This is a genomic window from Methylocapsa acidiphila B2, from assembly GCF_000427445.1.
GTDB classification, from domain to species: Bacteria; Pseudomonadota; Alphaproteobacteria; order Rhizobiales; family Beijerinckiaceae; genus Methylocapsa; species Methylocapsa acidiphila.
This window is the reverse complement of record NZ_KE386496.1, coordinates 3,480,999-3,502,450: the sequence shown is the minus strand read 5'-3', so window position 1 is coordinate 3,502,450 and position 21,452 is coordinate 3,480,999. Positions and strand designations below refer to the sequence as shown.

Annotated in this window: 18 protein-coding genes; 13 read left to right on the top strand and 5 right to left on the bottom strand. The window is 63.1% G+C overall.

From position 1 onward, the window contains the following. Positions 1 to 211: 211 nt before the first annotated feature. Both METAC_RS26620 and METAC_RS0119325 read right to left on the bottom strand, forming a co-directional pair. Complete coding sequence (locus METAC_RS26620) at positions 212 to 364, bottom strand: hypothetical protein (RefSeq protein ID WP_156898284.1); 153 nt, start codon at positions 362 to 364, stop codon at positions 212 to 214. Between the two features lie 397 nt (positions 365 to 761). Next, the gene (locus tag METAC_RS0119325; protein WP_026608278.1) at positions 762 to 2,249 is read right to left on the bottom strand and encodes an FAD-linked oxidase C-terminal domain-containing protein; all 1,488 of its coding nucleotides are present in this window, start codon (positions 2,247 to 2,249) and stop codon (positions 762 to 764) included. A gap of 260 nt (positions 2,250 to 2,509) precedes the next feature. Here METAC_RS0119325 and METAC_RS0119320 point away from each other — a divergent pair, with 260 nt between their 5' ends. From METAC_RS0119320 to METAC_RS0119310, 3 genes are all read left to right on the top strand, one after another. Then, a complete protein-coding gene (locus tag METAC_RS0119320; protein WP_026608277.1) occupies positions 2,510 to 3,529 on the top strand; it encodes a 30S ribosomal protein S2 in 1,020 nt (339 codons plus the stop codon). A gap of 113 nt (positions 3,530 to 3,642) precedes the next feature. Then, positions 3,643 to 4,575: a translation elongation factor Ts gene (tsf, locus tag METAC_RS0119315; protein ID WP_026608276.1), complete on the top strand. Its 933-nt coding sequence runs from the start codon at positions 3,643 to 3,645 to the stop codon at positions 4,573 to 4,575. A gap of 135 nt (positions 4,576 to 4,710) precedes the next feature. Beyond that, positions 4,711 to 5,205 carry a hypothetical protein gene (locus METAC_RS0119310; protein ID WP_026608275.1) on the top strand — a complete coding sequence of 165 codons (495 nt, stop codon included), beginning with the start codon at positions 4,711 to 4,713 and terminating at the stop codon, positions 5,203 to 5,205. A 28-nt stretch (positions 5,206 to 5,233) separates the two neighbouring features. Here METAC_RS0119310 and METAC_RS0119305 read toward each other — a convergent pair whose 3' ends face one another. Then, positions 5,234 to 5,797: a DUF4337 family protein gene (locus METAC_RS0119305; RefSeq protein WP_026608274.1), complete on the bottom strand. Its 564-nt coding sequence runs from the start codon at positions 5,795 to 5,797 to the stop codon at positions 5,234 to 5,236. 338 nt (positions 5,798 to 6,135) lie between these two features. Between METAC_RS0119305 and METAC_RS0119300 the strand changes: the two genes are divergently transcribed. From METAC_RS0119300 to METAC_RS0119285, 4 genes are all read left to right on the top strand, one after another. Then, a complete protein-coding gene (locus METAC_RS0119300) occupies positions 6,136 to 6,852 on the top strand; it encodes a protein-L-isoaspartate O-methyltransferase family protein (protein WP_026608273.1) in 717 nt (238 codons plus the stop codon). Positions 6,853 to 7,090: 238 nt separating this feature from the next. Next, positions 7,091 to 8,512: a TolC family outer membrane protein gene (locus tag METAC_RS0119295; RefSeq protein ID WP_026608272.1), complete on the top strand. Its 1,422-nt coding sequence runs from the start codon at positions 7,091 to 7,093 to the stop codon at positions 8,510 to 8,512. A gap of 253 nt (positions 8,513 to 8,765) precedes the next feature. Next, a complete protein-coding gene (locus tag METAC_RS0119290; RefSeq protein WP_245257526.1) occupies positions 8,766 to 9,281 on the top strand; it encodes a PopZ family protein in 516 nt (171 codons plus the stop codon). Between the two features lie 400 nt (positions 9,282 to 9,681). Continuing rightward, positions 9,682 to 12,429, top strand: coding sequence for a valine--tRNA ligase (locus METAC_RS0119285; RefSeq protein WP_026608270.1), 2,748 nt, complete (start codon positions 9,682 to 9,684; stop codon positions 12,427 to 12,429). Between the two features lie 30 nt (positions 12,430 to 12,459). Here the strand turns inward: METAC_RS0119285 and METAC_RS0119280 are convergent, their stop codons facing one another. After that, positions 12,460 to 13,782: an Nramp family divalent metal transporter gene (locus tag METAC_RS0119280; protein WP_026608269.1), complete on the bottom strand. Its 1,323-nt coding sequence runs from the start codon at positions 13,780 to 13,782 to the stop codon at positions 12,460 to 12,462. Positions 13,783 to 14,002: 220 nt separating this feature from the next. Here METAC_RS0119280 and mntR point away from each other — a divergent pair, with 220 nt between their 5' ends. From mntR to METAC_RS25405, 3 genes are all read left to right on the top strand, one after another. Continuing rightward, positions 14,003 to 14,473 carry a manganese-binding transcriptional regulator MntR gene (gene mntR / locus METAC_RS0119275; RefSeq protein ID WP_051335699.1) on the top strand — a complete coding sequence of 157 codons (471 nt, stop codon included), beginning with the start codon at positions 14,003 to 14,005 and terminating at the stop codon, positions 14,471 to 14,473. Positions 14,474 to 15,225: 752 nt separating this feature from the next. Beyond that, a complete protein-coding gene (locus METAC_RS0119260) occupies positions 15,226 to 16,062 on the top strand; it encodes a tetratricopeptide repeat protein (protein WP_051335698.1) in 837 nt (278 codons plus the stop codon). A 631-nt stretch (positions 16,063 to 16,693) separates the two neighbouring features. Further along, on the top strand, positions 16,694 to 17,296 hold the full coding sequence (locus tag METAC_RS25405) for a hypothetical protein (RefSeq protein ID WP_051335697.1): 603 nt from the start codon (positions 16,694 to 16,696) through the stop codon (positions 17,294 to 17,296). A 107-nt stretch (positions 17,297 to 17,403) separates the two neighbouring features. Here METAC_RS25405 and METAC_RS0119245 read toward each other — a convergent pair whose 3' ends face one another. Beyond that, complete coding sequence (locus METAC_RS0119245) at positions 17,404 to 18,225, bottom strand: Tim44 domain-containing protein (protein WP_342446955.1); 822 nt, start codon at positions 18,223 to 18,225, stop codon at positions 17,404 to 17,406. A 475-nt stretch (positions 18,226 to 18,700) separates the two neighbouring features. Between METAC_RS0119245 and fabA the strand changes: the two genes are divergently transcribed. The 3 genes from fabA (at position 18,701) to fabI (ending at position 21,450) form a co-directional block, all read left to right on the top strand. Continuing rightward, positions 18,701 to 19,213 carry a bifunctional 3-hydroxydecanoyl-ACP dehydratase/trans-2-decenoyl-ACP isomerase gene (gene fabA, locus METAC_RS0119240; RefSeq protein ID WP_026608263.1) on the top strand — a complete coding sequence of 171 codons (513 nt, stop codon included), beginning with the start codon at positions 18,701 to 18,703 and terminating at the stop codon, positions 19,211 to 19,213. Between the two features lie 181 nt (positions 19,214 to 19,394). Then, positions 19,395 to 20,618 carry a beta-ketoacyl-ACP synthase I gene (gene fabB / locus METAC_RS0119235; RefSeq protein WP_026608262.1) on the top strand — a complete coding sequence of 408 codons (1,224 nt, stop codon included), beginning with the start codon at positions 19,395 to 19,397 and terminating at the stop codon, positions 20,616 to 20,618. Continuing rightward, on the top strand, positions 20,605 to 21,450 hold the full coding sequence (gene fabI, locus METAC_RS0119230; RefSeq protein ID WP_051335696.1) for an enoyl-ACP reductase FabI: 846 nt from the start codon (positions 20,605 to 20,607) through the stop codon (positions 21,448 to 21,450). The genes fabB and fabI overlap by 14 nt, the downstream gene beginning before the upstream one ends. Positions 21,451 to 21,452: the final 2 nt, after the last annotated feature.

Sequence of the window (21,452 nt, the reverse complement as noted above, 5' to 3'; positions counted from 1 at the left end):
AATGAGCAAAAGTGAAAACCTAGCGCGCCTCCCGCTTCCCGCCCCGATGCAACGCCAGAGAGTTTGACGAGAGGGACGCGCCAAGCATAGCGCCAAAAACGACCCGCGCGGCAAAGAAACGTCCTCGTCCGGCGCTCAAACCCGACGAGGACGCCCGATGCTCAGCACACCGCAACATATAGGCTGTAGCGATTGAGCTTACCTACTGCGCTCAACCAAACGCGCTGTAGAACATCCACAGCATATAGCCTGGAAGGATGAAGCGCGTCGTCATCATGGCCCACCAAATCGCACGCGCGACGGGGTCCTTCGCTTTGTCTTTCGGCGAAACTTTGGGATAATTCGTGGTCTCTTGCACCGCCACAATTTCCTCCTATACGGCAATGTTCACATGACTTCACGCCATAGGAAATGGTGTGCGCTCAGCTCTTCACAAGTTGTTGCGGCCACGCGCATGCCGCGACAAATTGGCTCAGAGCAAAACGCCGGCTCGGCTACTTTTGCACCGTTTAAGCCCACGGCGACGCTCAGGGCAAACTACAAGTGAGTCTACAAGTTGTCGAAGCGTCGCGCATCGCGATTGCCGCAACAGATCAGTAAGACCAAAAGCAACCCGGCTCACGGCAGGGATGCCACAACTTCACGCTGTTCTCGCGCGAATCGAAGACAATTTACATCTGAAGCTCGAGATATGAAGGCGCGCGGCGACGCGCAGCGAAAGCCCGCGAATGCCTGTGGATCGCCCATAGCAGCGACGCCGCCTAAAACCTCGGAATGTCCGGAAACGCCAGCTTGCCGCCATGCACGTGCATCTGGCCGAGCTCGGCGCAGCGATGCAACACTGGAAACATTTTTCCGGGGTTCAGCAAATGCTTCTCGTCGAAAGCGCATTTGACCCGGATCTGCTGCTTCAGATCGATCTCATTGAACATTTCCGGCATCAGGTCGCGCTTCTCGATCCCGACGCCATGCTCGCCGGTCAACACGCCGCCGACCTTGACGCACAGACGTAAAATATCGGCGCCGAATTCTTCCGCGCGCAAAAGTTCGCCCGGCTTGTTGGCGTCGTAGAGGATGAGCGGATGCAAATTGCCGTCGCCGGCATGGAAGACATTGACCACCCGCAGCCCGTGCTTTTGCGAGAGATCGCTCATGCCGGCGAGGACGTTCGGCAATTCCTTGCGCGGGATCGTGCCGTCCATGCAGAAATAATCCGGCGCCAGCCGTCCGACCGCCGGAAAGGCCGCCTTGCGGCCGGCCCAGAAGGCCAAGCGCTCGGCGTCCGAGGTCGAGCTTCGGCATTGCGTCGCGCCTCGCTTGCGCGCGATAGCCTCGACGAGGCCGACGAGATGGTCGACCTCGACCGCAGGCCCGTCGAGCTCGATGATCAGGACCGCCTCGGCGTCGAGCGGATAGCCAGCATGGACGAAATCCTCGACCGCCGCGACGGCGGCTCTGTCCATCATCTCCATGCCGCCCGGAATGATGCCCGCCGCAATCACATCGGCGACGCAGGCGCCGGCCGCCTCGCTCGAGGCGAAGGCGATCAGCAGCGCGCGGGCAGTCTCCGGCGCGCGGAGAATCCGCACCGTGACTTCGGTCACCACGCCAAGCATGCCCTCCGAGCCAATGACGAGGCCGAGCAGATCATAGCCCGCCTGATCGAGATGGCGGCCGCCGAGCCGCACGCGCTCGCCAGTCATCAGCACCAGCTCCAGCCCAAGCACATTATTGGTGGTGAGGCCATATTTGAGGCAATGCACGCCGCCCGAATTCTCGGCCACATTGCCGCCGATCGAGCAGGCGATCTGCGACGACGGGTCCGGCGCATAATAGAAGCCGCGATGTTCAACGACGCGGGTGATGGCCAGATTGGTGACGCCCGGCTCGACGACGGCGAAGCGATTGTCGAAGTCGATCTCCTTCACCTTATTGAATTTCATCATCGAGAGAAGGACGCCATCCTCCAGCGGCAAGGCCCCGCCGGAAAGCGAGGTTCCCGCCCCGCGCGCGACGACCTTCACGTTTTGAGCGTGGCAATAGGCGAGAATCGCCTCGACCTGCTCGACCTTGTCCGGAAGGACGACGACCAACGGCAGCGCGCGATAGGCGGTGAGCGCGTCGCTCTCATAGGGCCTTCGGCTGATCTCACTCTCGATCACGCCCTCGCCAGGCACGATCTTGCGCAAGGCGGCGACAATTTCGCGGCGCTTCGCGAGACTGGCTTGGTCGATGTCCATGGGTTTCATCTTGCGCGTCCTCGCGCTCGAGCGCATTTGCGCTAGCGGCGCGCCTATTTAGTGTGACGGATAGCTTAAAGCGCATCAGGCAGCCGCCTTGCAATCGGAATGGGCCGGCCTTATAAACCGGCCCATTCCACACGCGGATCGCGCGGCCCTGCTTCAAGGGCCGCATCCGGTGGCTTTTTGCCGTGGTTCATCCCCTTCGGATGATCTCCTGGCGGGAGGCTCACATCGCTCCGCGGCGGCGTCAACCGGAGAATCATCCTATGTCTTTGCCTGATTTCACCATGCGCGGCCTGCTCGAGGCAGGCGCCCATTTCGGCCACCAGTCGCATCGCTGGAACCCGAAGATGGAGCCCTATATTTTCGGCGCGCGCAATAATATCCATATCATCGATCTCGCCCAGACGGTGCCCCTGCTGCATCAGGCCCTGAAGGCGGTGTCGGACACGGTCGCGCGCGGCGGACGCGTTCTTTTCGTCGGCACCAAGCGGCAGGCCCAGGATTCCATCGCCGATGCGGCGCGGCGGTCGGCGCAATATTACATCAATTCCCGCTGGCTCGGCGGCATGCTGACGAATTGGAAAACGATTTCCGGCTCGATCCAGCGCCTGCGCAAGGTGGATGAGCTTTTGAGCAGCGGCGCGACGGGCCTCACCAAGAAAGAGCGCCTGATGATGTCGCGCGAGCGCGACAAGCTCGAAAAGGCGCTGGGCGGCATCAAGGAGATGGGCGGCACGCCGGACCTCATCTTCGTCATCGACACCAATAAGGAACAATTGGCGATCAAGGAGGCGGCGCGCCTGCATATTCCGGTCGCGGCCATCCTCGACACCAATTGCGATCCCGACGGGATCACCTATCCAATCCCCGGCAATGACGACGCCGGCCGCGCCATCGCGCTCTATTGCGATCTCGTCGCCCGCGCCGCGCTCGACGGCATTTCGCGCAGCCAGGGCGACGCCGGGATCGACTTCGGCGAAGCCGAGCAGCCGATCCCGGAGGAACTCCCTGCTGAAGCCGCGGCGGGCGACGTCTTCGAGGCGCCGGCCGAGGCCTTCGAGCTTCTCACCGCGCCGCGCGGCGCGCCCGACGATCTCGCCAAATTGCCGGGCATCGGCCCGCAGATCGTCAAGAAGCTCAATGACGCCGGAATTTTCCATTATTGGCAGATCGCGGCCATGACGGCGGAAGAAACCACGAAAGTCGATCACGACCTCAAGCTCGGCGGCCGCATCGCGCGCGACGATTGGGTCAATCACGCGCGCGGCCTCATCGCCGCCTGATCGGCGGCCGAGCCGCTCGAACTGCGGCGAGAACACGTCCGCGGCGCATCGAAAGCAGCTTGATACGTGGGTGGGCGATGGGCAAGCCCGCCGGAACCTGAAGGAAAACGAGAATGGCGAGCGTCACGGCCGCGCTGGTGAAGGATCTTCGCGAGAAGACCGGCGCCGGCATGATGGACTGCAAGGCCGCCCTCACCGAGACGGAGGGCGACATCGAGGCGGCGATCGACTGGCTGCGCAAGAAAGGCCTGTCCCGGGCGGCGAAGAAGTCCGGCCGCGTTGCGGCGGAAGGGCTCGTCGCGGTCGCGGTTCACGGCAATGACGGCGTCGTCGTCGAGGTCAATTCGGAGACCGACTTCGTCGCGCGGAACGAGGAGTTCCAGGCTCTCGCGAAAACGATCGCGCTCGTCGCGGTCGAGAAGGGCCTTTCCGACGTCGAGGCGATCAAGGGCTCCCACTATCCCGGCGGCGGCACGGTCGCCGACGCCATCGCCAATGCGATCGCGACGATCGGGGAAAACATGACCCTTCGGCGCGCGGCGCTGCTCCATGTGGGCCAGGGCTTCATCGGCCAATATGTCCATAACGCCATCGCCGATGGGCTCGGCAAGATCGGCGTCGCGGTCGCCCTCGAGTCGACGGGCGATAGCGTGGCCCTCGCCCCGCTCGGCCGGCTGATCGCCCTGCATGTGGCGGCGGCGAGCCCGGCTGCGCTCGAGTCCTCCGGGCTCGACCCAGCCGTCGTCGAGAGGGAAAAGACCGTGCTCGCCGAGAAAAACGCGGGCAAGCCGGCGCATGTCCTCGAAAAAATCGTCGATTCCGGCCTGAAGACCTATTTTAAGGAGGTCTGCCTCATCGATCAGGTCTCGATCCATGCCGAGCACGCCGGCAAGACGATCGGCCAAGTCGTCAAGGAAGCGGAAAAATCCGTCGGCGCGCCGGTGACGCTCAAAGGCTTCGTCCGCTATGCGCTCGGCGAGGGAATCGAGAAGCAAGAGACCGATTTCGCCGCGGAAGTTGCAGCAGCGGCCGGAGGGCCGGCCTGAGACGCGACTGTCGAGCAGGGCGGCCGCGCCCTGTTCGCCATGACGTCATATTTGACGTCCGTCGGATTTCGCGGGAAGTTCGATCAAATGCACGCGCGTTTGGTCGATTCGCGTCCCTCACGACGGAGAGCTTCCATGACATTTCGTAGCGCTTGTTCGCTGATCGCGATTGCGGCGGGCTCGATTGGCTTAAGCCTTGCGTTCCCCGGACCGGTTTCAGCTCAAACGGTCCGCCAAGACTGCAGCGCAAAATATCAGGCTGCCAAAACCGCCGGAACCTTGGGCGACCAGACCTGGCAGCAATTCTATAGCCAATGCGCCGCCGAGGCCAAAGGGACCGCCGCGCCGACGACGGCGGCGCCGGCCACTGCGCCCGCGCCCGCCCCAACGCCCGCGGCTCCGGCAGCCAATCCGCTCAAGCCGGCGGCGCCGGCCGCCGCGCCCAGCACCGCCGTGTTCCCGACCGCCATTTCGCCCACCTACGCCAAGGAACTGCCGGGCAAGGCGCGGCAGAAAACCTGCCTCGATCAATACAAAGCCAATAAAGCCACAAATTCCAATGGCGGCTTGAAATGGATCCAGAAGGGCGGCGGATATTATAGCGAATGCAACAAGCGGCTCAAAAGCTGACGTCCGCGTTTTTGTTGCGGCCGTAGCCTCACAAATAAGCGAACGCCGCGCCGAGCGTTCCGAGCGCGCCGAGCGCGATCGATAGGCCCCACGGCCAGCGCCGCCCGCGCATGATGATCGAGATCGTCGCAATGGCGATGGAGATATGCAGGAAAGTCACGGAGATCGTCAGGATATGATGGCGATGCTCGTGGCGCTCGCTGGCATGCAGCTTTTCCTCGGTTTGATGCTCGAGTTCCTGACCCTTCGCGAATAGCTCTTTCTCGTCTGAGCCATAGCGCTCTGATTGCTTCTTGTAGTCGTCGCCGGCCTCGCCGCCTTGCGCCGCGGCTATCGCGTAAATGTTCTTCTTGATGCTTTTCGCCTGATAGAAATTCCACGTATCGGTCGCTTTATTTTGCAAAAGCACGGCGGCGTTCTTTTCGCCGATCGTCGCCGCCGTCTCAATCGTCTCCAGACTGCCGACGGTGGCCGCGATGACGGCGAGAATGGCGATCGTGATCGACACCCGCGTCAGAAACGAATCGCCCGTATGCGCGACGTGCTCGGCATGTTGCGCATGGTCGAAATGCTCGGTCGGAGATTCCTCCATGGACCTATCCTTTTGAGAAACTCGGCCGCCGGGTCATAGACTATAAGGCCGCGCAGAGGGACCCCGCGCGGCGAAAAAAGAGCGCCTTTTCATGAAGTGCGCGCAACAGAAGCGCCGCCTTTCGCGACTCTGCTACTTGGAAAGAAATATTTTCTCGAAATCGGACTGCGGCCCTTTTATCGGAGTTTCCAAGACCGATAAAAGGGCCGCAGTTCGACGAGCCTTCGTCGCATCAAGCCTGGCCGCCCCCGGAATGGACAGGCTCTAGCGTTCGATTTATAAGCTTGCGCGATCAAAGGGCCTGCCACAGCGCCTGTTGGATGAGGACTTCGAAGATTATGCCGGACGCCAGCGTCGCTGAACTCTTGCCGGACTCCGCCCTGCTCCGCCGCACGATGGTCGAGTGCCAGATCCGCACCTTCGACGTCACCGATCAGACCCTGCTCGAGCGGCTGCTCGAGGTCCCGCGCGAGCTTTTCCTTCCCGCCGAGCTTGCGCCCCTCGCCTATTCCGACGCGAGCCTGCGGATCAAATCCGGCCGGCCCAATGACGAATCGAGAGTTCTTTTACCTCCACTCGTCCTTGCGCGACTCATTCAAGGCGCGGGACTGCATCCGAGCGACAAGATTTTGGACGTCGCCCCGACGACGGGCTATTCAACCGCGCTTTTTGCCGGGCTCGGCGGCGCGGTCGTCGCCCTCGAGTCTGATCAAGCCTTGCGCGACGCAACGCGCGCCAATCTCGATCGCTATGGGCTCGGCCGCGTTCGCACGATTTTGGGCCCGCTCGCGGAAGGCGCGCCCAAGGACGGCCCTTTCGACGTGATTTTCATCAATGGCGCGGTCGAGGCCAATTTGGAACCGCTGCTCGGGCAACTGCGGGAAGGCGGGCGTCTGCTCACGATCCAGCTTCAACCCGACAACCCAAGCGGCGTAGCGGGCAAGGCCATGCGCTATGAGAAGGTCGACCAAGTGATCGGCACGCGGGCGCTCTTCGACGTTTCCGCGCCGCTTCTCGGGGCCTTCCAAAAAGTGGCGGAATTCACATTTTCTTGACGCTTCCTGGCCGGCCCTCTCTCTTTTCCGCCTTCTTTCTGTAGTTACGATCAGCCAGTCGACAGGCCCTACCTCTTGGACTGGACGGATTTGCAAGCGGAGCCGCCTCGAAACTAACTTCTGGCGTTGCGCATCGGGAAGCGCAGCGCGGAAATTCGTGGGTTTCGAGGGGAGGAGCGGAGCGCGGCACGATTCGGACGCGGAGATGGGTCCGGAGCCGAAGGATTGATCGCCAGCCATGCGCCGCGCCGTTTTTCATAACATCAAACTTAAATCACGCATCACTATAGCGCGCGCCGCCGGAGCGGCGATTATCGGGGCGCTTTGTCTCGCGCCGACGCCGATCGCCGCCGAGACAATGTCGGGCGCCTTGGCGCTCGCCTATGGCGGCAACCCCGACATGAACCAGCAGCGCGCGGGCGTGCGCGCAACCGATGAAACGTTGCCGCAGGCCAGCTCCAGCTGGCGGCCGAGCGCCAGCGTTTCCGCCGACGCCGGCTATAACTACCTCGACTATACTCAGGCCGACGGCCTTACGAGAAAGCGGACGGGCTCCCTGCCCCGAACGGTCAGCCTCACCGTCAACCAGACGGTCTACAACGGCAACCGCACGATCAATGGCGTCCGGCAAGCCGAGTCCAATATCATGGGAGCGCGCGAGAACCTTCGCAACACCGAGCTCAACGTTCTTCTGAACGGCGCGACCGTCTATATGAACGTCCTGCGCGACACCGCGATACTCGACTTGCGCCGCAACAATATCACCGTTCTCGAAGAACAATTGCGCCAAACCCGCGATCGTTTCAACGTCGGCGAGGTGACGCGAACCGACGTCGCCCAAGCCGAAGCCAGCCTTGCGAACGCGCGTTCGGATTATTTCGCGGCCCAGGCCAATCTGCAGACGAGCATCGCCAATTTTCGTCAAGTGATCGGCATCCAGCCGACGAAGCTCGAACCCGCGCGGACGATCGAAAGCCTTTTGCCGCGCAATGTGGACACCGCCGTGCTGGTCGGGCTTTCCGAACATCCGGTCATTCAATCGGCGCTGCATTCGGTCGACGCCGCCGCTTTGCAGGTAAAGCTCGTCGAAGGCGAGCTTTACCCGACCGTGGGCCTCGTCGGAAACGTCCAGGCGAGCGGCGCCTATAGCGGGTTTCCCAAAGAGCAGCTTCTAAACGCGCAGGTGCTCGGCCAGATCACCGTGCCGATCTACAGCGGCGGCGATGTCTACGCCCGCGCCCGCCAAGCCAAGGAGACGCTCGGACAGGCGCGCATCCAGGCCGACCTTGAGCGCGATTCGGTGCGGGCGGGCGTCGTCTCGAGCTGGGGCCAACTCGACAGCGCGAAGGCGGTCATTCAATCCGCCAGAGCGGCGGTCAAGGCCGCCGAAATCGCGCTCGACGGCGTCCGCGAGGAGGCGAAGGTCGGCCAGCGCACCACCTTCGACGTTCTGCAGCAGCAACAGATCCTGCTGAACACGCGGGTGAGCTTGGTCACGGCGCAACGCGACCGGGTCGTCGCGTCCTATGCGGTGATGGCGGCGATCGGCCGCCTATCGGCCGCCAATCTCAACCTGAACGTCGTGCAATATGACCCGACCGTGCATTTCGATCAGGTCAAGGACAAATGGATCGGCCTTCGCACGCCGGATGGGCGCTGAACCCAGGCGGTTGGCGCCGGCGCCAGCTCGAGCCAAGCTTCGCGTGCGACGGTTCGCTTTAGAGCGTCGTGCTCGCGCGGATCGTCCGCTTTACGCCCTAGCATCGGATTTCACGGAACCTTAGGCCACGCTCGCCTTGCCAGCCGCAATGCGCCGGGACTAACCTGATGTCGCGAATCGAAGTCAATTGGCGGCGGCGCGCGGCGCGCCAATTCGGACGACGCGCCCGTCTCTTGTGAAAGCAATCGCGGCCATGAACGCAGCCAATCCCATCCTGAAAATCAGCGATCCAGTCGAGCCCCGTGCGCATGAGCCTTCAATGGAGGAGATCCTGCTCTCCATTCGGCGAATCATCGCGGACGATCAGGCTCTGCTGGCCGGCCGCGACGGCGAAGCCGCGCGCGTCGCGGAACCGCAGCGCCCAGCGCCCGGCGCATCCAAGGCCGAGCCAGGCGAGGCCGCGCGCACACCGGATTTGGTTCTTGCTCTTCCAGACGATGAAAACGCCGAGCCCGAGCTTTCCGCCGCCAGTTCGCCGCCGCAAGCCGACGCCGAGCCACGCCTTCTTTCTGCGGCGGCCGATAAGTCCGTCGCCGCCGCATTCAATCTATTGATCGCGAGCCGCTTCGCGCGCAATTCGGAGGCTATCGCCTCCCTGACCCGCGACATGCTGCGCCCGATGCTCAAGGCCTGGCTCGATGAAAATCTGCCGGCTCTCGTGGAGCGCCTGGTCCGCGCCGAGATCGAGCGGCTCGCGCGGCAGGATTAATTTTCAAGACTTGGATCGAAAGGGCCCAGGGCAAAAACTGGCGGCGTCTGTAGTCTAGTGGCGGATAGGCGGATAGTTTTGCCAAATGCGTTGCGGCGCCCGATCGGCTCCTGACTTCGGCGGAGCGTCGCCGAACGCCATTGCCCGTCATTCATTAACATCAAGCATCCCGGCCGAGCGCCCCAGCTTGACGCTCTTGATTTACGATTTGAAACGTCGCGCAAAGCAGCTTCGCTTCTTTTCCGCGCGCCTCTCGCGGCGCGTTTCTCCTCGACTCTTCCATATCTCAATTGCATGCGGTCTTAATCGCTTGCCTTTTCGGCGCTCCTTTGCGATCGCTCGCGTCTGGCGCGATCCGCCCCCCGAGGCCGGGGCGGACAGGAGACGGAAGCGAATTTCGATGATGGAGAAGACGTTCGATCCCGCGACGGTCGAGGCCCGCATCGCAGATGCCTGGCGAGAGGCGGAGGCATTCCGGGCGGGACGTCCCGACCGTCACGACGCCGCGCCCTTCACAATCGTCATTCCGCCGCCGAACGTCACGGGCTCGCTCCATATGGGCCATGCGCTCAACAATAGCCTGCAGGACATTCTGTGCCGGTTCGAGCGTATGCGCGGCCGCGACGTCCTCTGGCAACCCGGCATGGATCACGCCGGCATCGCGACGCAAATGGTCGTCGAGCGCCAATTGATGGAGCGTCAGGAGCCAGACCGCCGCACGATGGGCCGGGAGCGATTCCTCGCTCGCGTGTGGGAATGGAAAGCAGAGTCGGGCGGTGCGATCGCGGCGCAATTGCAGAGGCTCGGCGCTTCCTGCGACTGGTCGCGCGAGCGCTTCACGCTCGATGAAGGCCTCTCCCGCGCCGTCGCCAAGGTCTTCGTCCAGCTCTACAAGGAAGGCCTGATCTATAAGGACAAGCGCCTCGTCAATTGGGATCCCAAGCTGCTCACGGCGATCTCCGACCTCGAAGTCGTGCAGATCGAGACCAAGGGACATCTCTGGCATTTCAAATATCCGGTCGTCGACGACGCCGGCGCCGAGACCGGCGAGTTCATCACGGTCGCGACCACGCGGCCGGAGACCATGCTCGGCGATTCGGGCGTCGCGGTTCATCCAGACGACCCGCGCTACAAGCATCTCCACGGCGCCAGGGTGCGGCTTCCGCTGGTCGGACGGCTGATCCCGATCGTCGCCGACGAATATTCCGACCCTGAAAAAGGCACGGGCGCGGTCAAGATCACGCCGGCGCATGATTTCAACGATTTCGAGGTCGGACGCCGGCGCCGGCTCGCTTTGATCAATATTTTCAACGCGGAAGCCAAGCTTTCCCTGCAGGAAAACGACGAATTCCTGCTCGGGCTCGACGCCTCGGCGGACGCCGGCTATGTCCTCGACAATCTGCACGGTCTGTCGCGTGAGGCGGCGCGGCGACAGATTATCGAATTGATGAACGCGCGCGGGCTGCTCGAAAAGATCGAGCCTCACCCCCATACCGTTCCGCATGGCGACCGCTCCGGCGCGATCATCGAGCCCTGGCTCACCGACCAATGGTATGTGGACGCCAAGACCCTGGCGGAGCCCGCGCTCGAGGCCGTCCGCGCCGGACACACGAGCTTCATTCCGAAAAATTGGGAGAAGACCTATTTCGAATGGCTCGAGAACATCCAGCCCTGGTGCGTCTCGCGCCAGCTCTGGTGGGGCCATCAGATCCCGGCCTGGTATGGTCCGGATGGAAAAGTCTTTGTCGAGATTTCCGAGACGGAGGCCGAGATCGCCGCCCTCGCCCATTATGGCGCGCCGACCAATCTCATCCGCGACGAGGACGTGCTCGACACCTGGTTCTCCTCAGCGCTCTGGCCGTTTTCGACTCTCGGCTGGCCAGATAAGACCCCGGAACTCGGCCGCCACTATCCGACCAATGTACTCATCACCGGCTTCGACATCATCTTCTTCTGGGTCGCGCGGATGATGATGATGGGCCTCCATTTTATGGGCGAGGTTCCGTTCCGCGACGTCTACATCCACGCGCTCGTCCGCGACGAGAAGGGCGCGAAAATGTCCAAGTCCAAGGGGAACGTGATCGACCCCTTGAATCTCATCGAGCAATATGGCGCGGATTCCCTGCGCTTCACGCTCGCTGCGATGGCGGCTCAGGGGCGCGACATCAAGCTTTCGACGCAAAGGGTCGAAGGCTATCGCAATTTCGCGACCAAGCTCTGGAATGCGGCGCGCTTCGCGGAAATGAACGGCTGCGCCCGCGTGGACGGATTCGATCCGCGCGGGGTCGCGGTCACGCTCAACCAATGGATTCTCGGCGAGACCGCCAAGGCCGTCGGCGAGGTTTCGGCGGCGATCGAGGCCTATCGCTTCAACGACGCCGCCAACGCCGTCTATCGTTTCGTCTGGAATATTTTCTGCGATTGGCATCTCGAGCTGGCGAAGCCCTTACTGCTCGGGGCCGATCCGCAAGCCCGCGACGAGACGCGCGCGACGACGGCCTTCGTCTTCGACGCGATCCTCAAACTTCTCCATCCGTTCATGCCGTTCATTACGGAAGAGCTCTGGGCGATCAAAGGCGCTGAGGGACCGCCCCGCCAAACCCTGCTCACCCTCGCGCCATGGCCGCAGCCGGAGGATTGCCAGCCCGGCGCCGACAAAGCCGCCGAGGCCGAGACGGAAATCGGCTGGCTCATCGATCTCGTCTCGGAGATCCGCTCGGCGCGTTCGGAAATCAATGTTCCGGCGGGCGCGCAGATCCCCTTGGTTCTCATTCCTCGCGCCGAGGACTCCGGCTTGGAGGGGCGGGCTCTCCGCTGGGAGGAGACGATCAAGCGGCTCGCGCGGGTCTCGAATGTGGCCTTCTCGAAAGAGGCGCCGGAAAAATCAGTCCAGTTGATCGTGCGCGGCGCGCTCGCCGCCCTGCCCCTCGAAGGCGTCATCGATTTCGCGGCTGAAAAGGCGCGGCTCGCGAAGGAGATCGCCAAATTGAAAGGGGAGGCCGCGAAGATCGAGGCCAAGCTCGGCAATGCGGACTTCGTCGCCCGCGCGCCGGAAGAGGTCGTCGAGGAAAACCGCGAGCGGCTCGCCGAAGCGCGCGCCCGGACCGAGCGGCTCGAGGCGGCGCTCGCGACGCTCGGCGGGGCTTGAGGCGAAGCAGCCGCGCGGGCCGGGGGGACGTCATCCCCCGCCGACGATCGCGTCCAAGACGAGCTTCCCGTTCAGCAGGATAATGGCGAGCGCGATCAGGACCGCGACCGCCGTCGTCGGTCGCGGCGCGACGAGGCCGCCCATGCGCGTCCTCGAAGCCGTGAACCACACGAGCGGGACCACGGCGAAGGGCAAGGTCAGACTCAACACGACCTGGCTCAGGACGAGCAGGCTATTGGTCGTCGCCTCGCCGCCGATGAAAATCGCCGCCACGGCGGGAACAATGGCGATGGAGCGCGTCAACAGCCGCCGCGCCGCCGGATTGAGCCTGATCTTGACAAAGCCTTCCATCACGATCTGGCCCGCCAGGGTCGCGGTCAGGGTGGAGTTTAGTCCGCAGGCGATCAGGGCGATAGCGAAGAGCTTGGGCGCGAGCGTGCTGCCGAGCAGAGGCGCGATCAGCCGATAGGCGTCCGGCAACTCAGCCACCTCGAAATGTCCATGCGCGTAAAAGGCCGCCGCGGCGAGGACCAGGATCGACGCATTGACGATAAGCGCGAAAAGCAACGCGACCGTGGAGTCTAGAATGGCGAGGCCGATCGCGCGCCGCTTGTCGATCTCGCGCGAACCTATCGCGCGGGTCAGCACGATTCCAGAATGCAGATAGAGATTATGCGGCATGACGGTCGCGCCGAGAATGCCGAGCGCGATGTAGAGCATTTGCGGGTTGGTGAAGAGTTCGCGGCTCGGCAAAAGCCCTTTCGCTACGGCCGCCATGTCCGGCCGGGCGAGAACGAGCTCGATCGCGAAGCAGGAGGCGATCAAGATCAGAAGCGCGACGACGAAAGCCTCGAGCTTGCGAAAGCCGAAGCGCATGAAAGCGAGCACGAGGAGCGCGTCGAAGGCGGTGAGGATCACGCCCGCTCCGAGCGGCAGGCCAGTCAGGAGTTCGAGGCCGATCGCCGTGCCAATGACCTCGGCGAGATCCGTCGCGACGATCGCGAGTTCCATGACCAGCCAAAAGACAATGCTGACCGCAGGCGGAAAGGCAGAGCGGCAGACTTGCGCGAGGTCGCGCCCCGTCGCGAAAGCGAGCCTCGCCGAGAGGGCCTGCAACACAACGGCCATCAGACTCGAGAGAACCGCGACGAACAGAAGCGCCGTGCCGAAGCGCGAGCCACCGGCGAGCGCCGTCGCCCAATTGCCGGGATCCATATAGCCGGTCGCGACGAGATAGCCCGGCCCCGCGAAGCTCAGAAAACGTCGCAGGCGCGAACCGGACGGCGGAACAGGGACGCTGCCATAGGCCGCGCCGAGCGAAGGCGCAGCGGCCGACTGTAGTGCTGAAGCCACATCTGATCTCCGTCACGAACGCCTAAAATGTAGCACAGGCTACAAAATCATCAAGGATCTAGATATTGACACGACGGCTGTTTCTCAGAACCTAAGGAGCGGCGCACGCCCATCGCCAAGTCGCCGATTCCCGGCCGCCAACACGCCGGCGAAAAATGCTGGGCGCCTCCTTGAACTTGGCTTAGCTGGACCCAGGCGGTCGAAAAGGATTACGGGCAGCATGACCGCAAAAAAATTGGCGGCGGCGACGGCGGCTCCGGTCGAGATGCCGGACGAAGCCGATCAAGCGCTTCGGTTCGAGAAAGCCCGCGCCGCGCAGGCGTCCGCGCTTCTCGAGGATTATGTCGAGCTGATCGACGACCTGCTGGCGAGCGGCGGCGAGGCGCGCCCGACCGACATCGCCCGCCGCCTCGGCGTCTCGCATGCGACCGCGATCAAGAGCATCGCCCGTTTGAAACGGGAGGGCCTCGCGACCTCCAAGCTCTACCGCGGCGTCTTCCTCACGCCCGAAGGGCATAGCCTGGCAGCCCGCGTTCGCGCTCGGCATCGTCTCGTCGTGGATCTCTTGATCGCCGTCGGGGTGCCGCGCCAATGCGCCGAGCTCGACGCCGAGGGAATCGAGCACCACGTGTCGGACGCGGCCCTCGCCGCTTTCGCACGGTTTCTGAAACGCCATTCCACAGCGTCCTGATCGCGGCCGCACAAAACATTGCGGCGCGCGATTGTGGTTAATTGATTCTTAACCTGCCGCGCGGAACCTCAACCAGAACAGTCGCGCCATGCGCGGGCCTTCGCTGGTCGAGCCCCGACCGGCGGCGCGCACTGCGCCCATGAGGAATTCTTTGTGCTTTTTACGCCACAGCCAGCGGCAAGTTGGCTTTGACTTGTCCAGGCAAGAAGAAAGATGTTTTTTGCGCGCGAACAACTCGCTAATTTATCTCTCGAACAAGCTTATTTCAGCGCGGCGGCGAGCTGGGCGAGCCTGTTGCGTGAAAGGCGTCGGCCCAACCGGCGGGGCCTACAGCGTCGGCGTCGCCTTCGGCGATGGGCTCGCCCTCATCCTTTTTCCGTCGCAACCCAACATGTGATGGCTTTCATGGTCACACCCATTTTCGCCAAAGCCCATCTCGCCGGACGGCGCGTGACGTTTGGCACTTCGCGCTTGGAGCCGCCGGCTTATTGGAATGACCATGGGACCGGAGCGACGGCGCGCCGCGCCGCAGCGCTTAGGCCTAGTGGTAAATTTTTTGCGTTCGGCGATGCGAAGTGGGCGTTTCGCCTCCATTTGGGTGATGCGGAAACCGCGGACGCCAGACAAATTCACGCGGCGCGGCAAACCGAAACCGTTCGCGCGCGTTATGGGTGCATGCAAGCTGTTTGGTTTTAGCCGCAACCGCTTCGGCGGCGCGAAAAGAACGTCCGTCTTGGAAAATGCCAATGTCCATGTTGACATCTAGCCGCATCGTCACCTTCGCGCTGCTCGGGCTCGCGGCCACACTTTGGGGCACGCATATTCGAGCGCTGGAAGGCGCCGGCCGCTCCGTCGCGGCGGACAAAACGCCCATGCGCGCCTATCAGACGCCGCGCGCCGCGCTTCAGGCAGGCCTCGAGGATTTTCGCCTCGGCAATCCGAGTTCCGCTCTAGCGGCTTTGGAATATGCGGCCTCTGGCGGCGAAGCCTTGGCGCAGTGGAAATTGGCCAAGATCTACGCCACGGGCGACGGCGTTCCGCGGGACGACGTCAAAGCCTATGACTATTTCTCGCAGATCGTTTCCGGCTATGACGAGGACAACCCTAACCAGCGCGATCTTCCCCTCGTGGCCAGTGCCTTTGTGTCGGTCGGCGTCTACCGGCTAAACGGGATCGCGGGATCCGACGTCAGAGCCGACGCCGCGCGCGCGCGGCAAATGTTCCAGATCGCCGCGACGAATTTCGGCGACGCCAATGCGCAATATAATCTGGCGCGGATGCTTCTCGACGGAGCCGGAGTCCAAAAGGACACCCGCCGCGGCTTGCAGTGGCTCGACCTCGCCGCCAAGAAGGGGCATATCCAAGCTGAGGCTCTGTTGGGCAAAATCCTCCTGACCGGCGTCGACGGCATTCCGGCGCAAAAGCCGCTCGCCCTGATGTGGCTGACTTTGGCGCGGGAGGCGGCGAGCGACTCCAAGAAGGATCAGGCCATCGTCGATCTTTACGAAAAGGCCATGACGAACGCCAATGACGAAGATCGTCAGGCCGCCTTGGTCTATCTCGAGGATCATCTCAAGCGGCAATATTGAAGTCTCGCGCACTGCCTCTGGGTAGGCGCGAGATTCGATAAGTCCCTCCCCCGGCTCTGTTCGCCAAGACGGCTTCGCCAAAGGCGAGGAAGGACTCTCGCCGGCGTTTCGCCCGTGGGCGTGGCGGCTCTGCTTTCCCTGTAAGCCATCGACGCAACCAGCCGGCCCGCGCTGGAGCGCCCGCCGAACCAGTGGCGCGCTGCTCAGGGGCGCAACGCATCCATTCGAATTGCCCCCCCCGCGCGATCCCCCACGACCGATGGACATGGACTAGCTCCCCCGAGGCGACCAAAACCGGTTGCCCGAACCTCTGCGAGATGCCAAATACCGGCGCCTTGCGGAATGCGCGCCCCGCGGGCCGGGCAATTCCGCGGCGCAAGCGACATTTTGCGGCCTTGGCACAGACCGACGATGATTTAGAGGGGATGGGCGCGGGAACGGGCTTTCCCCTTTATCCTCGCCCGCGGGTCAGCGCTTTCCGACCGAACAGAGCTTGTCTGGCTGGAAATCGCTGCTCATTCAAAAACTTCAGCATCCAGCTCATCGGAGCTATTCAATCCGATCGGAAAATGCTCTAGGCCTCTCCTGAGGCGCAAAGACACGAGACAAATTTGGCGGAGGGGACGTGCCTATGATTGGAATGAGCCGGCTGGTCGGCGCTTTTGTCCTGACGATTTTTCTATTCGGCGCCCGCGCAGAGGCCCAAGACAGCAGCCTCATGGACATGAACATGGACATGGGATGCATGATGATGGCCGGCATGCACGAGATGCGGCTGGCCGCTTATTCGCACGCCTCCGATTCCCGAGAAGACGTGTGCTCGGACATCCCGGCGCCGGGACCGGTCACGCTCACCCTCAACGCCGTCTCGAAAGAACTTCGCGACATGATGATCGAGGTTCGCGTCATCAGGAGCACTGGAACCGCAAGCCCGCCGACAGGCGCAGCGCTCGAGGCCGCGACACTCGCTTATCTGCCGCCGAAAACCTATCGGACGGGCGTCGTCACCCTGCCTGTGAACTTCGACAAGGCCGGCAAATATTCGGTTCTTCTAAACGTCGACGACGGCGCCGGCATGGCGATGGCGAGCCAATACGACCTGACCGTCGAGCAGGGAGCGAAGCAATGGTATTATGTGTTGGCCTTCGCCATCGCAGCCGTTGCAGCGGCCGGCGGATTTTACGTCTGGGACGAACGCCGCAAGAAGCTGAAGGCGCCGGCCAAGAACGGCTAAAAGCCGGCTTCGTCGCAAAGCGCGCCGGACGCCGGCCCTGTCCCCGTTCCCGGCGCGTCGGCAGCGCCAGGAATGATTAACGAAACTCTGGCGATCGCCCCATAGAATCAAGCCTGCTGGATCGCCGAGAGCTTCCAATCCGCAGGCCCTCCGCCGGCGCGGCGGGCAAAGGTCCAGACCTCGGTCGCCTCCTGCGGCCTCGTCGAATCTCCCGAGACGATTTTCCCGCTGGCGCGATCGGCCATCACGTCGATCAAGGAAAATCGCATGGCGACCGTGGCATATTCATTGGCCTCCTCCCGCCAGGCCTCAGAAAGGTCGCCCTGCAGGAACGCCACGCTCGAAAGCTTGTTGATCAGGCCCTTCTTTGCATTATCCGCGAGCTCTTCGGCGAAATAGGACGCCATCTCAGGCGTGACCAACGCACGCAGCGCGCCGAGATCCTCTGCGCCATAGGCCGTCTGGATTGCCGCCAGCCTCTGCTCGAAGGCGGCGAAATCGGCGGAATTGACCTCGATCGGCATGGCGCGGCCGGCGACGCCGCCTGCCCCAAAGCCTGAGCCAAGACCGGTTTGCCCCCCAAAGCCCCGCTGGTCGCCTTGACCTGCGAAGCTTCCGAGACCGGCGAAAGGAGACGCCGAGGGACCGCGATCCGTGAAGCCGCGCGGCACCGCCGGGCGCCAACCGCGGATCAGCGCCAAGCCGAGCCGGAACAGGAGATATAAAATCCCGATCTGAAAAATTAGCCCGAGGATCGAAAGGCCGCCGCCGAGGCCGCCGAACAATCCATGGCCGAACAAGAGTCCGAACAGCCCCGCGCCGAGAAAGCCGCCGAGCAGGCCGCGTCCGAAACCGCCAGAGAAGAAGCCGCCGGGCGAGAAGCCGCCCGACGTCGGGCGACGGAAGGTGCTATCGTTCGGCGTGGTCATGGAGCGCTCCATGGGAGAAGCGCTCCGTGGCGCCGTCGCAGTCGCGGGCGGCGCGCTAAAGGTGCGCGCGCCCCGACTGCCGAAGGATCCGCCGGACCCTGCCCGCGCGAATGCGTCGCCGGCGAGCCCCACGCCGAATGCGGCTGCTAAAATCAATATCGAGAGTTTGTGGCGTAACGCCATGACGCGAAATCCTGCCGTTGAACGGGCGCCTTCGCCCCGCGGCACTATATGGGGAATTGCAGCCCAAAGCGCAAAGGGAGGGCGCGGCCGGACGCCTATAAGCGCAAAGGTTCAGAGGCGGAAAATCCAGAATATCTTCGCCGTCGCCTGGGGCGAACGCCGATTCTGTCATTTGAAGTCCATAATTCGCATTCTCGCGCTTTCGGCGCTTGGAGGCTTATGTTAGAAGGCCCGCGGTCCGAGCCGCGCCGGGGTTGCGGTTTTCGAGCGGAAACGCGAGAGTTGAAGCGAAATGAATGAGCGCCGCGCCAATTTCGACTATGAGGATTTGATCGCCTGCGCGCGGGGCGACCTGTTCGGCCCCGGCAACGCGCAATTGCCTCTCCCCCCTTTGCTGATGTTCGATCGGATCGCCGAAATTTCCGAGCATGGCGGGGCCAATGGCAAGGGCGTGATTCTGGCGGAATTCGCGATCAAGCCCGACCTCTGGTTTTTCGGCTGCCACTTCAAGGGCGATCCGGTGATGCCCGGTTGTCTCGGCCTCGACGCGCTTTGGCAATTGCTCGGCTTCTATCTTGGTTGGCTCGGATTGCCGGGCCGCGGCCGGGCGCTCGGCGTCGGCGAGGTGAAGTTCACCGACCAGGTCCTGCCGACGGTCAAGCGGATCATTTACGGAGTCGACCTGAAGCGCGTGTTCAAGACCAAGCTCGTGCTCGGCATCGCCGACGGATGGCTTGAAGCCGATGGGACTCGCATTTATGAGGCCAAGGACCTAAAAGTCGGCTTGTTCCAGGCTGCGGCCTGACCAAGACAAGCGTCGAGGGCCTTGGACGCGGTCGGCGCGCGGGCTTAGACGCCCAAGCGACGGCGTTTTTTGGCCTCTTGGAACTTCGCGGTTTCGCGAATGAAGTAAAAGAAGCCCCCAAATAGGGATCGATCGTCGCGGGCTGCGCCAAACGGGCGAGCGGCGGAAGTGGGAGATACGCATGAGACGGGTCGTCGTCACCGGCATGGGCATTGTCTCCTCGATCGGGAACAACGCCCAGGAGGTGCTGGCCTCGCTCCGCGAGGCCAAATCCGGCATCGTCAAAGCCGATAAATATACCGAGCTCGGCTTTCGCAGCCAGGTTCACGGCGCGCCGACGCTCGAACCGGAGAGCATGATCGACCGCCGGGCAATGCGCTTCCACGCCACCGGCACCGCCTGGAATCATGTCGCGATGGACCAGGCGATCCTGGACGCCGGCCTGTCGGCGGCCGAAATCTCGAACGAACGCACCGGCATCATTATGGGCTCTGGTGGTCCTTCGACCAAGACGCTGATCGAATCCGCCGACATCGCCCGGACCAAGGGGCCGAAGAAGATCGGTCCTTTCGCCGTGCCGAAAGCCATGTCCTCGACGGCTTCGGCCACGCTCGCCACTTGGTTCAAGATCAAGGGCGTCAACTATTCGATCTCGTCGGCTTGCGCGACCTCAAATCATTGCATTGGCAACGCCTATGAGATGATCCAATACGGCAAGCAGGACATGATGTTCGCCGGCGGCTGCGAGGAGCTCGATTGGACCCTGTCCGTCCTGTTCGACGCCATGGGCGCCATGTCCTCCTCCTATAATGATCGTCCCGCGGTCGCCTCACGCGCCTATGACAAGAACCGCGACGGCTTCGTCATCGCCGGCGGCGCCGGCGTGCTGGTCCTGGAGGAATTGGAGCACGCCAAAGCGCGCGGCGCCAAGATCTATGCCGAGGTGGCCGGATACGGACTGACCTCCGACGGCTATGACATGGTCGCGCCGTCCGGCGAAGGCGCGGCGCGCTGCATGCGCATGGCGCTCGAAACCGTCAAGACGCCGATCGACTACATCAATCCCCACGCGACCTCGACCGGCATCGGCGACCTGAAGGAGATCGAGGCGATCCGTGCCGTCTTCGGATCGGGCGACAAGGCGCCGCCGATCGCCGGAACGAAATCCTTGACCGGCCATTCGCTTGGCGCGACCGGCGTCCAGGAAGCGATCTATTCGCTCTTGATGATGCAGAGCGGCTTCATCTGCGAGAGCGCCAATATCGAGGAGCTCGATCCGGCCTTCGCGGACATGGACATTGTCCGCAAGCGCCGCGACGACATGCAGTTGCGCGCCGTATTGTCGAACTCCTTCGGCTTCGGCGGCACCAACGCGAGCATTGTCCTCAAGCATGTCGACGCCTGAACCGCAGGGCGCGGGAGGCCCGGGGCCGCTCATGCGCGGCAAGCGCGGCCTCGTGATGGGCGTCGCCAACGATCATTCCATCGCCTGGGGCATAGCCAAGGCGCTCGCCGCGCAAGGCGCGGAGCTCGCCTTCACCTATCAGGGCGAGGCGCTTGGCAAGCGGGTCAAGCCGCTCGCCGCCAAGACCGGCTCGAGCCTTGTCCTGCCCTGCGACGTCGAGGACCTGAACTCGGTCGACGCCGTGTTCGCCACGCTCGAAAAGGCCTGGGGAAGCATAGATTTCGCCGTCCACTGCATCGCCTATTCCGACAAGTCCGAGCTGAAGGGACGCTACGCCGACACGACGCGGGAAAATTTCCTGCGCACGATGACGATCTCAGCCTTTTCCTTCACCGAGATCGCCAAGCGCGCGGCGGCCCTCATGCCGCAAGGCGGCGCCCTGGTCGCCCTGACCTTCGGCGGCGCGACCAGGGTCATGCCCAACTACAACGTGATGGGTGTGGCCAAGGCCGCGCTCGAGGCGAGCGTGCGCTATCTCGCCGCCGATTACGGACCGCAAGGCGTTCGCGTGAACGCCATCTCGGCAGGCCCGGTGCGCACGCTGGCCGGCGCCGGAATCGCCGATGCGCGCTTCATGTTCAATTTTCAGAAGACGCATGCGCCGCTGCGGCGCACGGTCACCATCGACGACGTCGGCGGCGCGGCGCTCTATCTCCTATCCGATCTCTCGGCCGGAGTGACGGGCGAGATTCATCATGTCGATTCCGGCTATAACATCATCCTGATGCCTCGGCCCGAAGCGCAAAAGGCTGATAGCGCAGCGACGGAATAGAC

What these genes read in the sequence shown, in the direction of transcription:
- fabB (WP_026608262.1), top strand. Translation starts at nt 19,395, where the DNA reads ATGAGACGGGTCGTCGTCACCGGCATGGGCATTGTCTCCTCGATCGGG.
- METAC_RS0119305 (WP_026608274.1), bottom strand. Translation starts at nt 5,797, where the DNA reads ATGGAGGAATCTCCGACCGAGCATTTCGACCATGCGCAACATGCCGAG.
- fabA (WP_026608263.1), top strand. Translation starts at nt 18,701, where the DNA reads ATGAATGAGCGCCGCGCCAATTTCGACTATGAGGATTTGATCGCCTGC.
- tsf (WP_026608276.1), top strand. Translation starts at nt 3,643, where the DNA reads ATGGCGAGCGTCACGGCCGCGCTGGTGAAGGATCTTCGCGAGAAGACC.
- METAC_RS25405 (WP_051335697.1), top strand. Translation starts at nt 16,694, where the DNA reads ATGATTGGAATGAGCCGGCTGGTCGGCGCTTTTGTCCTGACGATTTTT.
- METAC_RS0119260 (WP_051335698.1), top strand. Translation starts at nt 15,226, where the DNA reads ATGTTGACATCTAGCCGCATCGTCACCTTCGCGCTGCTCGGGCTCGCG.
- fabI (WP_051335696.1), top strand. Translation starts at nt 20,605, where the DNA reads ATGTCGACGCCTGAACCGCAGGGCGCGGGAGGCCCGGGGCCGCTCATG.
- METAC_RS0119310 (WP_026608275.1), top strand. Translation starts at nt 4,711, where the DNA reads ATGACATTTCGTAGCGCTTGTTCGCTGATCGCGATTGCGGCGGGCTCG.
- METAC_RS0119325 (WP_026608278.1), bottom strand. Translation starts at nt 2,249, where the DNA reads ATGAAACCCATGGACATCGACCAAGCCAGTCTCGCGAAGCGCCGCGAA.
- METAC_RS0119290 (WP_245257526.1), top strand. Translation starts at nt 8,766, where the DNA reads ATGAACGCAGCCAATCCCATCCTGAAAATCAGCGATCCAGTCGAGCCC.
- METAC_RS0119320 (WP_026608277.1), top strand. Translation starts at nt 2,510, where the DNA reads ATGTCTTTGCCTGATTTCACCATGCGCGGCCTGCTCGAGGCAGGCGCC.
- METAC_RS0119300 (WP_026608273.1), top strand. Translation starts at nt 6,136, where the DNA reads ATGCCGGACGCCAGCGTCGCTGAACTCTTGCCGGACTCCGCCCTGCTC.
- METAC_RS0119245 (WP_342446955.1), bottom strand. Translation starts at nt 18,225, where the DNA reads ATGACCACGCCGAACGATAGCACCTTCCGTCGCCCGACGTCGGGCGGC.
- METAC_RS0119285 (WP_026608270.1), top strand. Translation starts at nt 9,682, where the DNA reads ATGATGGAGAAGACGTTCGATCCCGCGACGGTCGAGGCCCGCATCGCA.
- METAC_RS0119295 (WP_026608272.1), top strand. Translation starts at nt 7,091, where the DNA reads ATGCGCCGCGCCGTTTTTCATAACATCAAACTTAAATCACGCATCACT.
- mntR (WP_051335699.1), top strand. Translation starts at nt 14,003, where the DNA reads ATGACCGCAAAAAAATTGGCGGCGGCGACGGCGGCTCCGGTCGAGATG.